Origin of the sequence: Oceanimonas doudoroffii (genome assembly GCF_002242685.1) — a bacterium.
Lineage (GTDB): Bacteria > Pseudomonadota > Gammaproteobacteria > Enterobacterales > Aeromonadaceae > Oceanimonas > Oceanimonas doudoroffii.
Genome location: NZ_NBIM01000001.1, coordinates 997,851 through 1,012,779, shown reverse-complemented (window position 1 = coordinate 1,012,779; position 14,929 = coordinate 997,851). Strand labels below are relative to the sequence as shown.

At 60.9% G+C, this 14,929-nt stretch carries 15 protein-coding genes; 11 read left to right on the top strand and 4 right to left on the bottom strand.

Features of this window, described 5'->3' with window-relative positions:
* Positions 1–92: 92 nt before the first annotated feature.
* The 5 genes from B6S08_RS04665 to moaE all read left to right on the top strand — a co-directional run bounded on the left by B6S08_RS04665 (position 93) and on the right by moaE (position 2,227).
* Positions 93–374, top strand: a complete 282-nt coding sequence (locus tag B6S08_RS04665; RefSeq protein ID WP_245849812.1) for a chaperone NapD — start codon at positions 93–95, stop codon at positions 372–374.
* 179 nt (positions 375–553) lie between these two features.
* Positions 554–1,063, top strand: a complete 510-nt coding sequence (gene moaB, locus B6S08_RS04660; RefSeq protein WP_094199586.1) for a molybdenum cofactor biosynthesis protein B — start codon at positions 554–556, stop codon at positions 1,061–1,063.
* A gap of 3 nt (positions 1,064–1,066) precedes the next feature.
* Positions 1,067–1,543, top strand: coding sequence for a cyclic pyranopterin monophosphate synthase MoaC (gene moaC, locus B6S08_RS04655; protein WP_094199585.1), 477 nt, complete (start codon positions 1,067–1,069; stop codon positions 1,541–1,543).
* A complete protein-coding gene (moaD, locus tag B6S08_RS04650) occupies positions 1,540–1,785 on the top strand; it encodes a molybdopterin synthase sulfur carrier subunit (RefSeq protein WP_094199584.1) in 246 nt (81 codons plus the stop codon). The genes moaC and moaD overlap by 4 nt, the downstream gene beginning before the upstream one ends.
* 1 nt (position 1,786) lies before the next feature.
* Entirely contained in the window at positions 1,787–2,227 is a 441-nt protein-coding gene (gene moaE, locus B6S08_RS04645; RefSeq protein ID WP_094199583.1) for a molybdopterin synthase catalytic subunit MoaE, read from the top strand.
* 46 nt (positions 2,228–2,273) lie between these two features.
* On the opposite strand, the gene moeA is transcribed toward moaE, so the two are convergent.
* Entirely contained in the window at positions 2,274–3,512 is a 1,239-nt protein-coding gene (gene moeA / locus B6S08_RS04640) for a molybdopterin molybdotransferase MoeA (RefSeq protein WP_094199582.1), read from the bottom strand.
* A gap of 146 nt (positions 3,513–3,658) precedes the next feature.
* On the opposite strand from moeA, the gene folE reads away from it, so the two are divergent.
* Complete coding sequence (gene folE / locus B6S08_RS04635) at positions 3,659–4,315, top strand: GTP cyclohydrolase I FolE (RefSeq protein WP_094199581.1); 657 nt, start codon at positions 3,659–3,661, stop codon at positions 4,313–4,315.
* Between the two features lie 49 nt (positions 4,316–4,364).
* Entirely contained in the window at positions 4,365–4,640 is a 276-nt protein-coding gene (locus B6S08_RS04630; RefSeq protein WP_094199580.1) for an Rdx family protein, read from the top strand.
* 7 nt (positions 4,641–4,647) lie between these two features.
* Here B6S08_RS04630 and olsF read toward each other — a convergent pair whose 3' ends face one another.
* The gene (gene olsF / locus B6S08_RS04625) at positions 4,648–6,363 is read right to left on the bottom strand and encodes a bifunctional ornithine lipid synthase OlsF (RefSeq protein ID WP_094199579.1); all 1,716 of its coding nucleotides are present in this window, start codon (positions 6,361–6,363) and stop codon (positions 4,648–4,650) included.
* Between the two features lie 77 nt (positions 6,364–6,440).
* Between olsF and B6S08_RS04620 the strand changes: the two genes are divergently transcribed.
* Both B6S08_RS04620 and speA read left to right on the top strand, forming a co-directional pair.
* Positions 6,441–7,391: a patatin-like phospholipase family protein gene (locus tag B6S08_RS04620; RefSeq protein ID WP_245849811.1), complete on the top strand. Its 951-nt coding sequence runs from the start codon at positions 6,441–6,443 to the stop codon at positions 7,389–7,391.
* 190 nt (positions 7,392–7,581) lie between these two features.
* Entirely contained in the window at positions 7,582–9,486 is a 1,905-nt protein-coding gene (speA, locus tag B6S08_RS04615) for a biosynthetic arginine decarboxylase (protein ID WP_094199577.1), read from the top strand.
* 45 nt (positions 9,487–9,531) lie between these two features.
* Here the strand turns inward: speA and rsmS are convergent, their stop codons facing one another.
* Complete coding sequence (rsmS, locus tag B6S08_RS04610) at positions 9,532–9,696, bottom strand: pleiotropic regulatory protein RsmS (RefSeq protein ID WP_094199576.1); 165 nt, start codon at positions 9,694–9,696, stop codon at positions 9,532–9,534.
* Positions 9,697–9,935: 239 nt separating this feature from the next.
* Here rsmS and psrA point away from each other — a divergent pair, with 239 nt between their 5' ends.
* Together psrA and B6S08_RS04600 are read left to right on the top strand one after the other, a co-directional pair.
* Positions 9,936–10,592 (top strand): TetR family transcriptional repressor PsrA, encoded by a 657-nt coding sequence (gene psrA, locus B6S08_RS04605; protein ID WP_094199575.1) that lies wholly within the window; start codon positions 9,936–9,938, stop codon positions 10,590–10,592.
* 2 nt (positions 10,593–10,594) lie between these two features.
* Entirely contained in the window at positions 10,595–12,862 is a 2,268-nt protein-coding gene (locus B6S08_RS04600) for an acyl-CoA dehydrogenase (RefSeq protein ID WP_094199574.1), read from the top strand.
* Positions 12,863–12,925: 63 nt separating this feature from the next.
* On the opposite strand, the gene pyk is transcribed toward B6S08_RS04600, so the two are convergent.
* The gene (gene pyk / locus B6S08_RS04595; RefSeq protein ID WP_094199573.1) at positions 12,926–14,365 is read right to left on the bottom strand and encodes a pyruvate kinase; all 1,440 of its coding nucleotides are present in this window, start codon (positions 14,363–14,365) and stop codon (positions 12,926–12,928) included.
* Positions 14,366–14,929 lie beyond the last annotated feature (564 nt).

Below are 14,929 nucleotides of genomic sequence, written 5' to 3'. Positions count from 1 at the left end.
ACATTAACACCAATTCCATGACCTGGAGTGTGCATCGGCGGCACAGGCTTCATTGCCGGTCGCCTGACATAATGCGGGAGCAGGAGGAGAGCATGATGACACAACAAGAATGGCACATGGCCACCCTGGTGGTGTATTGCCACCCGGAGCGAATGAAGGCGGTGACCGTTGCCATTGAAGACCTGCCGGAGGCGGAAGTGCCGGTGGCCGGTGAACAGGGCAAGCTGGTGGTGATGCTGGAAGGACCCGAACAACATCACCTCAAATACCATATCGATCATATTTCCGCGCTGGACGGGGTGGTGTCGGTGACCCTGATCTGCCAGGAGCCGGTCGTGTTTAAGGTCGGTGAGGGCATTGTCGTGGCTCCCTGACGCCGTCGGGCAAGGCCGTGAGAGGCGAATGATATGACCGCTTTCTGATCTGGGTCCATGAAGCGGACGCAAGCCTGTGGCATCATGACCTCAGGCTTTTTTGTTATTGACCTGCTGCGCCCCGGGGTGAACAATGCAGGCAAGAGATGATTTCAAGTGGAAATATTCAGGGGATTCTCATGAGTCATGCAAGCCAGGAGTTGGTACCGCTCAATATCGCGGTACTCACCGTTTCCGATACCCGTACCGAAGACACCGACACCTCGGGCCGTTTTCTGGTTGATGCGCTCACCGGCGCCGGCCACCGACTGGCCGAAAAGGCCATTTTAAAAGACGACAAGTACCAGATCCGCGCCCTGGTGTCTCGCTGGATTGCCAGCCCGGAGGTACAGGTGGTGATCATCACCGGTGGCACCGGCTTTACCGGCCGTGACACCACTCCCGAGGCGGTGGGTCCGCTGCTCGATACCCAGATTGACGGCTTTGGCGAGCTGTTTCGCCATATCACCTATCAGGAGCTGGGCACCTCCACGGTACAGAGCCGTGCCCTGGGCGGCCTGGCCAACCGCACCGCGGTGTTCTGCCTGCCGGGCTCCACCGGCGCCTGCCGCACCGGCTGGAATGGCATTCTCGCCGAGCAGCTCGACGCCCGCCACAAGCCCTGCAACTTTGTGCAGCACCTGGTGTAATTCATGAGCGAACTGACCCACATCAATGCCTCGGGCGAGGCCAACATGGTGGACGTGAGCGACAAGGCGGTGACCAGTCGTGAGGCCCGGGCCGAGGCCTGGGTACTGATGACCCCCGACACCCTGGCGCTTATCGTGGAAGGCCGGCATCACAAGGGCGATGTGTTCGCCACTGCCCGCATCGCCGGCATCATGGCCGCCAAAAAAACGTCCGATCTCATTCCCCTTTGCCATCCGCTGGCACTGTCCAAGGTCGAAGTCAAACTCGAAGCCGACGGCGAGCGGGGCGGGGTGCGCATAGAAAGCTACTGCAAGCTGGCAGGCCAGACCGGGGTGGAAATGGAAGCCCTCACCGCCGCCTCGGTGGCGGCGCTGACCATTTACGACATGTGCAAGGCGGTACAGAAAGATATGCTGATCGACGGCGTACGCCTGCTGGAAAAACGGGGCGGCAAGTCCGGGGAGTTCAAGGCCAAATGATTAAAGTGGTATTTTTTGCCCGCGTGCGGGAACAACTGGGCGAGGATGAGCTGTCTCTCAACGCCGAATTTACCGATGTGAACGCCCTGCGGGAACATCTGGCCGGCCGTAATGACACCTGGGCTCAGGTGCTGGCCGATAACAGCCTGCTGGTGGCGGTCAATCATGAAGTGGCCACTCCCGGCACGGCGCTCAAGGACGGAGACGAAGTTGCGTTCTTTCCGCCGGTCACCGGAGGCTGAGATGATTCGGGTACAGACCGGCGATTTCTGCCTCGCCACCGAATATAACGCCCTGAGTCAGTCGCATCAGACCGGTGCCGTGGTCACCTTTGTGGGCAAGGTGCGGGACATGAACCAGGGGGATGCCGTGAGCGGCATGACCCTGGAGCACTACCCGGGCATGACCGAGCATGCCCTGGAGCAAATTGTGGCTGAGGCCAATGACCGCTGGCCCTTGCTGGAGTGCCGGGTAATACACCGGGTGGGGGCGCTGGCGCTGGGCGATCAGATCGTCTTCGTCGGCGTGGCCAGCCAGCACCGGGAAGCGGCCTTTGCGGCCTGCCATTTCATTATGGACTATTTAAAGACCAAGGCGCCGTTCTGGAAAAAGGAGCGCACCGCCGAGGGCGAACGCTGGGTGGACGCCAAGGACAGCGACACCGACGCCGCCAACAAGTGGTGAAGGCAACCTGATGAAGGCGGGCAGCCTGTGCGCCCGCCTGCATTGCTTACCAGTACAGCCCGTCAATCAACTCCAGGGTGACGGTTTCTCCGGTTTCCACCCGCCCTCTTTCCTGCTCCAGATGCAGCAGGCAGTTGGCCTCGGCCATGGCGCTGAACACCGCCGAGCTCTGCGAGCCGGCAGGGACCACGCCCAGGCTGCCATCATCCTGGCGTTCCACCCGGCCACGCTGAAAGTCCATGCGTCCGGGAGATTTGTTAAAGGGCATCAGGGCGGTGGCCTGCAGGGTGAGGGTGGGGGCCAGGCGTTCACCGGCCAGTTTCGCCAGCGCCGGACGCACCAGCAGATGAAAGGTCACCGCCGCCGAGACCGGGTTGCCCGGCAGGCCAAAGAAGGCGCAACGGTTGATATGGCCAAAGGCAAAGGGTTTGCCCGGCTTGATGGCCAGTTTCCAGAAGCCGATGCGGCCCACATCTTCCAGCACCGCCTTGGTGTGATCCGCATCCCCCACCGATACCCCGCCCGAGGTGATCACCGCATCGTGGCTGGCCGCCGCCTGCACAAAAGCGGCGCGAATTTGCTCGGGATCGTCGGCAATAATGCCGTAGTCGCTAATGCTGGCTCCCAGCCGGGTCAGCATGGCGGCCAGGCCAATGCGGTTGGAGTCATAGATTTCGCCCGGCGCCAGCAGCTCGCCGGGGCGTTTCAGCTCGTCACCGGTGGACAGCAGCGCTACCCTGAGCGGCCGGCGTACATACACCTGCTCCAGCCCCAGCGATGCCAGCACCGACAGCACACGGGCGTTAATGCGCATGCCTGCGCGAAACACGGTTTCGCCCTGGGCCAGATCTTCCGCCGCCTGGCGCACATGCTGACCGGGCTCTATGTTGCCGCTGACGGTGACGGCGTTGTTCTCGGAGGTGCAGTTTTCCTGCATGACGACAGTGTCGGCCCCCAGGGGCAGGGCCGCGCCGGTCATGATGCGCACGCATTGCCCCGGCCCGACCTGGCCGTTAAAGGGGTGGCCGGCGAGACTGGAGCCGATCAGGGCCAGGGGGCCGGCATTGGCATCCTCGGCTCGCAGGGCGTAACCGTCCATGGCCGAGTTGGCAAAGGCGGGCACATCCAGGGGGGATTCCACGGCGTCTGCCAGCACACGGTCAAGGGCCTGCTCCAGCGGCACCAGCTCCGCCGGGGCAAGGGTGTCCAGCTGGCCCAGCATATCGGCTTTCGCGTCTTCAAAGGGACGCAGCCCGGGGTGACTGCAACTATCTTGAATGGCCATGTTAAGGCTCCGTATGGGATATCAATAAATATCATTATTTCAGACTCCGGCCCCGCTTGTCATGGCAACTGACGCGAATCCGTCATTCACAGAAAAGACCAAATGCACTAACATGCTTCCAGATTGTATATCCCACGGAGATCATCATGACCGCATTGAGCGACGCAGCCATTCGGGTCCGTTCCGCCCTGGAAGCCCGGGGCCTTGAAACCCCGATGCGTGGAACCCACCTGAGTACGGATGAACAACAGGAACAAATCACCGGTCTGATGACCCAGGTGATGGACGTACTCGGGCTGGATCTGGAAGACGACAGCCTGGCCGAAACGCCCCAGCGTATCGCCAAGATGTATGTGCGGGAGATTTTTTCGGGCCTGGATTATGCCCACTTCCCCAAGATCACCCTGATCGAGAACAAGATGCAGGTGGACGAAATGGTACAGGTGCGAGATATCACCCTGACCAGCACTTGTGAGCATCATTTTGTCACCATAGACGGCACCGCCACCGTTGCCTATATTCCCCGCGGCAAGGTGATTGGTCTGTCCAAGATCAACCGCATCGTGCAGTTCTTTGCGCGCCGTCCCCAGGTACAGGAGCGCCTTACCCAGCAGGTGCTGGTGGCGTTGCAGACCCTGCTCGAGTCCGAAGATGTGGCGATCAGCATCACCGCCACCCATTATTGCGTGAAGGCCCGGGGGGTGATGGACGCCACCAGTGCTACCACCACGACGTCCCTTGGCGGCATCTTCAAAACCCGGCCGGCCACTCGCCACGAGTTTCTGAGCGGCGTGGTGCGCTGATCTCTCGTTTGCCCATGTCGGGCCACCGGCATGGGCTCAAGGAAGCAGCATGAAACCCAGAGTGGAAATACGCTACTGCAGCCTGTGTCGCTGGTTGCTGCGTTCGGCCTGGCTGGCCCAGGAAATTCTGTCGACCTTTGCCGATGAAGTGGGAGAGGTAGCCCTGATCCCTGGTGACAAGGGCCAGTTTCAGATTTATGTCGACGGCACCCTCATCTGGTGCCGAGTGGCCGACGACGGTTTTCCCGAGGCCAAGGAAGTGAAACAGCGGCTGCGGGACCACATTGCCCCAGAACGGGACCTGGGCCACAGCGACCGGCCCTGAGACCGGTTCAGGCCGGCTCAGGGGACAGGTGCGGCGCGATGTAGCGCTGATAGCGGCTGTCCTTGAGTCGGGTCAAATCCACCACCACCAAACCATCAATGCAGTCGGCGAAGTCCGGATCCGTCCCAAAGTCCACAAACTGCACGCCACCGGGCTCACATAGTTCGGCGTATTGTTTGTACAGGGTGGGAATGGCCGCACCCAAGTGGTCCAGTCGCTGTTTCAGGCGTTGCAGATCCGCCCGGTAGTCATTGCCGTCAAAGGCGTTGAGCAAGTGGGCGGGACTGGCGGGAAAGGGGCGGCGCGAACGGGCCAGCTCGGTTTTCCGGGAGAAATACAGTCGGTAAAAGGCCACCAGCAGATCCCGGGCGGCCACCGGCAGCGCCGCACTCAGCGAAACCGGGCCAAACAGGTAACGGTATTGGGGGTGGCGGGCCAGAAAGGCACCAATGCCGAACCACAGGTAGTCCAGGCTGCGCCGGCCCTGGTAGGCGGGCTGAATAAAGCTGCGGCCCAGTTCAATGCCCCGCTCCAGGAAGGGGGCCATGTCCTCACCGAATTCAAACAGCTGGTGGGTGTAAAGCCCGTCGGTGCCGCGACGCTCCAGTTGCCGGCGCGCCGGCACAAAGCGGTAAGCGCCGATCACTTCCAGCTCTTCGGGATCCCACAGCAGCAACTGATAATAATCATCATCAAACGGGTCCAGGTCCCGGCGTTTGCCGGTGCCTTCACCGACGGCGCGGAATGCCAGTTCCCGCAGCCGGCCGATTTCTCTCAGGATCACACAGTGGCCCGCAGGGTCCCGTTTGGTGAGGTAAATGGCCTTGCCGTCCCGGGTGCGGCCTAGCAGTTCGCTTTTTTCCACTGCCTTTTTCAGCAACTGACGCGGCTCGGGGGGGGCAATGGCCACCTGGGTTTCAAACAAACCGCTTTTTCCCTTGCCGAGCCGGTACAGATGGCTGCGAAACAGCATGGCCAGGCCCTTGTCGCTGACGCCGCCCTGGCGGCAGTGCTGCCAGGCCACCGGACGGCCGATGCGCACGCTGATCTGGCGGTTGCGCTGGCGAAACATTTCGCGGATCAGCAGCACGCCGCTCAGCGGGCGGCACAACAGTGAGCTTAAATAAAAGAAGGCGGAGTTTCGGCCATCCAGATGAATGGGCACGATGTCGGCCCGAGCGCGAATGGCCAGGCGAATGAAGCCGGCATGCCAGCGGCTGTCGCGTACGCCGGCGGGGCTGAGGCGCGACACCTCGCCGGCGGGAAAAATGATGACCACGCCACCGGCGCCCAGGTGATGTTGCACCGCGCCAAGCTGGGCACGACCGGTACGGCCGCCCAGGTTGTCTACCGGCAGCAGCAGTGGACTGAGCGGCTCAAGCCGGGCCAGCAGCTGATTGGCCATGATTTTGGTGTCGGGGCGCAGGCGGCAGACCAGGCGCAGCAGGGCCAGGCCATCCAGGGAGCCGATGGGGTGGTTGGCCACGATCACCACGGGGCCGGTGGCCGGAATATGCTCCAGCTCCTGATCGTGCACCCGGACGCGAAAATGAAAATACTCGAGTACCTGCTCTACAAAATCCAGGCCGCGCAGATGGGGGTATTCGGCGGCAAAGTCGATAAAGGCCTGCTCGTGCAACAGGTAACGCAACGTGGCCTTGCAACCGGGAACGTGTTGCCACCGGGGCAGAAACTCGGCGGCCAGGGTATCTACAGAGAACATGGCGTGCTCCTTCACTTGCGGTGAGCCCAGCCTAGACAGGACCAATGACGGCCACATGGCGCCGTTATGATGATTTGATGACAGGGTTGTCTATGATCAGTCAGCGACCATATCTGGCGGCCGAAGTTGCCGCCGTAGTTAATGGGGCCGAGCCGAATACCGGCCGCCTGGCCCTGATTTGCGAAGGTGGTGGCCAACGTGGCATTTTTACCGCAGGCGTACTCGACGCCTTTATGGCCGCCGATTTTGACCCTTTTGACCTCTTTATCGGCTCTTCCGCCGGTGCCCAGAACCTATCGGCCTATGTCTGTCACAGCCGCGGCTTTGCCCGGGAAGTGATCACCGATTACACCACCCGTGCCGACTTTTTTCGTCCGCTGCATTTTGCCCGGGGGGGCGATTTGGTCGATCTGGACTGGTATTTCGAGGTGCTCCGTCACGAGCTGCCGCTGGATGTGGTGACCGGGCGCCGGCGACTGGGCGAACGCGAGTTGTTGTTTTGCAGCACGCGGGCCCGGGATCACGTGCCCCATTATTTTCATCCCGCCGACACCGACTGGTTGCTTGGCCTGAAGGCGTCGAGTGCCATTCCGCTGTTCTACCGGGCGGGAGTGGAGTGGCGGGGAGAGCGTTACCTGGACGGTGGCGTGGCCGACGCCATTCCGGTGTGTGAAGCCTGGCGGCGGGGCGCCGGCGTGCTGGTGGTGATCCGTACCCATCCCGGCGACAGTCGCTTCAGCCTGAACTGGGCCCGGCGGCTGGAAGACTGGCTGGGGCGGGAGCGGGTCGGGGAGTTAAAGGCCATGGTGGAGGCCCACCGGCGCTGCTGTAATGAGGCCCATCACTTTATGAGCCGGCCGCCGACCAGCGTGCGGGTGTTTGACATTGCGCCACCGGAGCCGCTACACAGTCGAGTGCTGGGCTCGACGCGAGGGCAACTGGAGCAGGATTATCAATTGGGGCTCATTTGTGGCCGGCGCTTTCTGAAGGAGCAGGGAGGCCTGCTGGAACGGCTGGCGCGTCGCTAAAATGCAGCTGACGGCCGATCAGTACTGGTCAGCGCAGGGCTCGAGCGTTACACTCGGCCCCCGATTTTTTTGCAGCTCACGGACGGCGTGCGCCGCTGCCTTATACTGACGAAAATCGACTCATTATCGTACCGGACCCATGTCGGGTTCGGATTATCTGTGACCCTGAACGAAAAAGGGGACAAAGAGCATGGCTGAATGGTCCGCAAACGATGCGCTCAAGGTGTATAACCTGCCTTACTGGGGCGCCGGTTTTTTTCATCTCGACGAGCAGGGGCGAGTCTGTGTCACGCCCGACAAAACCCGGCCCGAGGCCAAAGTGGTGCTGTCGGAGGTGGTGGAGCAACTCAAGGCCGAGGGCTATGCCGCCCCGGTACTGCTGCGTTTTCCCGATATTATCAAAAGCCGCATCGACGCCCTGTTCAACGCCTTTAACGGTGCCATCGAAGACTACGGCTACGAAGGCGATTACCTGACCGTTTATCCCATCAAGGTCAACCAGCAGCGTGGTGTGCTTGACGCCGTGACCAAGGCGTACAAAGACAAGCCACGGCTGGGCCTGGAAGCCGGCTCCAAGCCGGAGCTGCTGGCGGTGCTGGCCCACAACCACGAAACCGAGTCGGTGATCGTGTGTAACGGCTACAAAGACAAGGAATACGTGCGCCTGGCGCTGCTCGGCACCAAAATGGGCCACCAGGTCTACATCGTTATCGAAAAGCTCTCCGAGCTGTCGCTGGTCATGGAAGAGGCAGACAAGCTCAAGGTAACGCCGCGCCTGGGCGTGCGCGCACGGCTGGCGTCCCAGGGGGCCGGCAAGTGGCAGTCGAGTGGCGGCGAAAAGTCCAAGTTCGGCCTCAGCGCCACCCAGGTGTTGGCTCTGGTCAACCGGCTGAAGGATGCCGGTTGCATCGACTGGCTGCAGTTGCTGCATTTTCACCTGGGCTCCCAGATCGCCAATATTCGTGACATTCAAAAGGGCATTCGCGAATGCGGCCGTTTCTACGGCGAGCTGCGTCGCCTGAATGTGCCGGTAAACATCGTGGATGTGGGCGGCGGCCTGGGCGTGGATTACGAAGGCACCCGCTCCCAGAGCTACTGTTCGGCCAACTACAACCTGCGCGAATACGCCAACAACGTGGTTTGGGGCATTGGCAACGTGTGCCGGGAATACGATCTGCCGCACCCGCGCATCATCAGCGAGTCGGGCCGGGCCATTACCGCCCACCATGCCATGCTGATCGCCAATGTGATCAGCATTGAGTCGGCCCAGAGCACCCGTCCGGCGGCGCCCCGGGATGATGCCCCCTTCCTGCTGGGCAACATGTGGGAAACCTGGGAAGACTTGTGTCGGGAAGATCCGCCCCTGCTGGAAATTTACCACGACACCGTGGCGGAGCTGGCCGATGTACACGAGCAGTACAACATGGGTCTGATGAGCCTGGAAGATCGTGCCTGGGCGGAAGAGGTGCACCTGAACATCTGCCTCGGCATCAAGGCCAGGCTGGACCCGGTTAACCGCGCGCACCGGCCCATTATGGACGAGCTCAACGAAAAGCTGGCGGACAAGTGTTTTGTCAACTTTTCGCTGTTCCAGTCGCTGCCCGACGCCTGGGGCATTGATCAGATCTTTCCGGTGCTGCCCCTGGACGGCCTCGACCGGCCGCCCAGCCGCCGGGCGGTGATCCTGGACATCACCTGTGATTCGGATGGTGCCATCGATCAGTATGTAGACGGCCAGGGCGTGGAAACCACCCTGCCCATGCCCGAGTTTGTGCCCGGCCAGCCTCAGTATCTGGGCTTTTTCCTGGTGGGTGCCTACCAGGAAATTCTTGGCGACATGCACAACCTCTTTGGTGACACTCACAGTGCCGAGGTGGTGCTGGATGACCAGGGCCAGCCACACATCACCAACGTCAAGGCCGGCAGTAACGTGGCCGAGTTGCTGCGTTACGTGGACATCGATCCCACGGTGATCAACGCCCAGTACGAGCTACAGGCCAGCCACCCGGATCTGGATGAAGAAACCCGGGCACTGCTGCTCAAGGAGCTGTCTGCGGGCCTGGAAGGTTACGCCTACCTCGAAGAAGAGCACTAAGCAAAACGCCCCGTTACGGGGCGTTTTTTGTTTGGGACCGCGGCGTCAGTCGCCGTGATCCGTTTGCTGCTCGTTGCGCTTGCGTTCAAAGTCTCGCGTGACGATGGCCAGCGCGGCCAGGGCGACCTCGGCCGGCACCTCGTTGACTTCCAGCAGTTCAATCAGATCGACCGCCAGCTGAATGTGGGCGGGGGCGTCGTTCAGGCTCATGATGCTTGCGTGATGGTGAAGGAAGCGGGCAGTGTACATCAAAAAAACGCCCAGCAAGGAATGCTGGGCAAAGACTTAGTGCTTAATTGCAGTGGCACTAGGTAAGAGCGTCCCCTTTGGCAAAGGTTCCCCTTCGTTCAAAAAAAAATGAATAAAATTTGTGCAAGCCGTGTCGCCTTGACAGGGGGCGGCCCCCTGCATAGCTTTTAAACGGGTGTTTGAATTCGCGGAGGCAGCCGGTGGCGCGACAGGATACCAGGCAAAAAATACTGGATACCGCCGAGGTGCTTTTTGCCGAGCAGGGCTTTAACGATACCTCGCTGCGGCAGATTACTCGCATGGCCGGTGTCAATCTGGCCTCGGTCAGCTATCACTTCGGCTCGCGCAAGGATTTGATCAAGGCGGTGATGGATCGTTATCTGAGCCGCTTTATGCCGGCACTGGACGACGCGCTGCAGCGTCTGCTGCCACGGCCCGATATTGCCCTGGAGCAGGTATTTGAGAGCTTTGTGGCGCCGCTGATGGGGCTTTCCCGATTGCGCCGGCGCGGCCCGGAAATATTTTTGCAGCTGCTCGCCTCCGGTTATATGGACAATCAGGGTTTTCTGCGCTGGTTCATCATCAATCATTACGGTGGGGTGGTGGTGCATTTTACCCAGTGTGTTCGCCGGGCGGCACCCGAGCTGGGTCCGGCGGAGCTGTTTTGGCGGTTGCATTTCACCCTGGGTACCGTGGTGTTCACCATGGCTTCGGGCGAGGCGCTGCGGGACATTGCCCGCAACGACTTCAACGAACACATCGATGTGGAAGGCCTGGTACGCCGGGTGATTCCCTATCTGGCCAGCGGCATGAAAGCCGGTACCAGCCACGACGGCCGGCCGGCTGAGGAGGGGTAACAATGAGTTTACGCAAAAAGTGGATCAGCGGTCCGGCCTTTGCCACCTTCAAAAAGGTGTTGCCGCCGCTGTCGGCGACCGAGCGTGAAGCCATGGAAGCCGGCTCTGTATGGTGGGACGGTGAGCTGTTCAGCGGCCGCCCCGACTGGTCAGTCCTGCTGTCTTATGGCCCGTCCCGGCTGAGTGAGCGCGAGCAGTCCTTTCTCGACAATGAGGTGGAGACCCTGCTGGCCATGCTGGACGAGCACCGCATTGTCAGCGAGGAAAGGGAGCTGCCGGAGCCGGTGTGGGATTACCTGCGGCACCATGGCTTCTTCTCGCTGATTATTCCTAAGTCCTACGGCGGGCTGGATTTCTCCGCCTTTGCCAACTCCACCATAGTGGGGCGTATTGCCAGTCGCAGCATCAGTGCCGCAGTCACCGTGATGGTGCCCAATTCCCTGGGGCCCGGAGAGCTGCTGATGCACTACGGCACCGAGGCACAGAAGCAGCGCTGGCTGCCGGGCCTGGCCAACGGTGCCGAAATTCCCTGTTTTGCCCTGACCGGCCCGGAAGCGGGCTCCGACGCCGGCTCCATTCCCGACAGCGGCGTGGTATGCCGGGGCGAGTTCGAGGGCGAGCAGGTATTGGGTCTGCGCCTGAACTGGGACAAGCGCTATATTACCCTGGCTCCCAGGGCCACCGTGCTGGGACTGGCGTTCAAGCTTTACGATCCCGAGGGCTTGCTGGGCGACAGTGAAGAGCTCGGCATTACCTGTGCGCTGATCCCCACTTCGCACCCCGGTGTGCACACCGGCGAACGTCACTTTCCCATGGGCCAGGCCTTTCTCAACGGCACCACCCGGGGCAAGGATGTTTTTATTCCCCTGGACTGGATCATCGGCGGGCCCGATTATGCCGGCCGAGGCTGGCGCATGCTAGTGGAATGCCTGTCGGCGGGGAGAGGCATCTCCCTGCCGGCGCTGGGCACCGCCTGTGGCCACCTGGCTACCCGCAGCACCAGCGCCTATGCCGTGGTGCGCAAGCAGTTCGGCTTGTCCATCGGGCGCTTTGAAGGCGTGCAGGAAGCGCTGGCACGCATTGGTGGCCTGACCTACCAGCTTGAGGCTGCCCGGCGGCTCACCACCCGGGCGCTGGACATGGACGAGAGCCCGGCCATTGTCACCGCCATTTCCAAATACCACATGACCGAAATGGCGCGCACCGTGATCAACGACGCCATGGATGTGCACGCCGGCAAGGCCATCCAGCTGGGTCCGAAAAACTACCTGGCCCACAACTACATGTCCATTCCCATCGCCATTACCGTGGAAGGGGCCAACATCCTTACCCGCAACCTGATGATCTTTGGCCAGGGGGCCAGCCGCTGTCACCCCTATGTATTGAAGGAGCTGGAAGCTGCTGCCAATCCCGATGAGCAGGCCGGACTGGAGGCCTTTGACCGGCTATTGTTCCGTCATGCCCGCTTTGCCGCTGGCAATGCCCTGGGGGCGTTGTGGCAAGGGCTGACCGGCGCCCGTTTCAACGGTGCCCCGGTGTCGGGGGAGACCGCTCAGTATTTTCGTCAGCTGGCCCGCATGAGCCGAGCGCTGGCGTTGTGCGCCGATGTGTCCATGCTGACCCTGGGGGGCGATCTCAAGCGCCGTGAAATGCTCTCGGCCCGGCTGGGCGACGTGCTCAGTCATTTGTATCTGGGCAGTGCCACGCTCAAGTTTTTTGAGGACAATGGCCGGCCCGAGAAGGAGCTGCCCTTTGTGCATTACGCACTGGCGCGCAACCTGCACGCCATGGGAGAAGCCCTGACCGGCTTTTTGCAAAATTTTCCCAACCGGGCGTTGGCACTGACCCTGAAGGCCCTGATCTTTCCCCTGGGCAACCGCTACCGGCCACCGGCGGATCGGTACGCCACCGCCATCTGTCGCCGGCTGATGACCCCGGGGGGCGTGCGCGACCGGCTCAGCGCCTTGTGTTACCTGCCGCCGGCCAGCGAGCCCGGCCTGGGCGAGGTGGAGGCCGCCTTTGTGGCCATGGTGCGGGTAATGGACATCGAGAAGAAAGTGCTCAAGGCGCAAAAGGACGGGCTGCTGCCACGCAAACTGGCGCTGACGGAGCTGTTGCAACAGGCCAGGCGGCAAAACCTGCTTACCGATACCGAGGCGCAGCAACTCCGAGAGGCGGACGAGCTGCGCCGGCGGGCCATTGCCGTGGACGAGTTTGCCGTGGGCGAGTTGAGCCGGCAGCAAAGCCGAAAACGGGCGGACGTGGCCTGAGTTTGGTGCCATAAAAAAGGCCGGGCGAGGTGCCCGGCCTTTGTCATTTCACAAGGCTGATCCTTACTCGACGGTGAGGATCTTGCAGGTGTTGGTGCTGCCTACCACTTCCATCATGTCACCGTGGGTCAGCAGTACCAGATCGCCGCTGTTGACGTAACCGGACTGCTTCAGGGTGGCGAGGGCTTCGCGGCAGATCTCGGCGATGCTCTTGGTCTCGTCGGTCTTGAAGAACACCGGGGTGACACCACGATACAGGTTGGCCCAGGACAGGGTTTTTTCTTCCTGGGACAGGGCGAAGATCGGCAAGCCGGAGCTGATGCGGGACAGCAGCAGCGGGGTGGTGCCGGAGTGGGTCAGCGCCACGATGGCCTTTACACCCTGCAGGTGGTTGGCGGCATACATGGTGGACATGGCCACGGTCTCTTCCACCGAGGTGAAGGTGAAGTTCATGCGGTGGTTGGACACATTGATGCTGGGGTGCTTTTCGGCGCCCAGACACACCTCGGCCATGGCCTTGACGGTTTCCACCGGAAAGTCGCCGGCGGCGGTCTCGGCGGACAGCATCACGGCGTCGGTGCCGTCGAGCACGGCGTTGGCCACGTCCATTACCTCAGCCCGGGTGGGCAGGGGCGCGGTGATCATGGACTCCATCATTTGGGTGGCGGTGATCACCACCCGGTTCAGGCGACGGCTGGTGCGGATCAGCTTCTTCTGTACGCCCACCAGCTCGGGATCACCGATCTCCACACCCAGGTCACCCCGGGCCACCATGACGGCGTCAGAAGCCAGCACCACGTCTTCCATGGCGGCATCGGTGGCGACGGCCTCGGCGCGTTCTACCTTGGCGACCAGCTTGGCGTTGCTGCCGGCGGCGCGGGCCAGTTCACGGGCGATGCGCATGTCTTCGCCGGTACGGGGGAAAGACACGGCCAGGTAGTCGACGCCAATCTTGGCGGCGGTCTTGATGTCTTCCTTGTCCTTGTCGGTCAGGGCAGGGGCAGACAGGCCGCCGCCTTTCTTGTTGATGCCCTTGTTGTTGGACAGGGGGCCGGCCACGGTGACTTCGGTCAGTACCTTGTTGCCGTCCACGCCGTCCACGCGCAACTGCACGCGACCGTCGTCCAGCAGCAGAATATCGCCATTTTTCACGTCGCGAGGCAGCTCTTTATAGTCGATGCCTACGCTCTGCTGATTGCCTTCGCCCTTGGGCAGATCCGCGTCGAGCACGAATTTATCGCCGATGCTGAGGTGAATCTTGCCGTCCTTGAAGGTGGAGACGCGGATCTTGGGACCCTGCAAATCACCCAGAATGGCCACGTGCTTGCCCAGCTTTCTGGCGATTTCCCGCACCTGGTTGGCACGGTTCTGGTGATCTTCCGGGGTGCCGTGGGAAAAGTTCATGCGAACCACGTTGGCGCCGGCCTTGATAATACCTTCGAGGTTGTTGTCGCGGTCGGTGGCCGGACCCAGCGTGGTTACAATCTTGGTGCGTCTTAGCATGTTAGACTCCAATTGGAAGAAGGAATGAATACGACTGAATGAAGGAATGGGATGTCAGGTAACGCCGACAATGTGGGTAAGTGCGCAAAGACATGTCGGCAATCGATGCCGAACCGGCTGCATTTCCGATTGAAGTTGACGGTATCTGAAGGCCTGCGCTGCTCACGGTTTGAGGCGTCGTCCCGGTTAATTAAATTGTTATCAATGATACTCGAAGCCATGAAAAAAGTGTAGACGGGATCACAAAAATGCCGTTTTTTTTGCAAGGCAATGACGTCTTTTGAAAGTGAAGGCAAGAGAAGGCGGTGTGTTGCCTGGCTTGTATTACAAGTTAATGATATTAAAGATAAATCATTATTAACCTGACGCTTTGTCAAAAAGAAACCCCTGCTTTGTATGCAATATGTATACAAACATGAGGTAAATATGCACATCAAAATGTGCAATGTAAAGTTTAACATTTGCACTGCAAATTAACATGAGGCAGGGCGGCACCCGTGCCGCCTTGATTCGGTGCCTAAAGCGGGGCATTGTCTGCGCCACTGGCGGATAACACGATGAGGA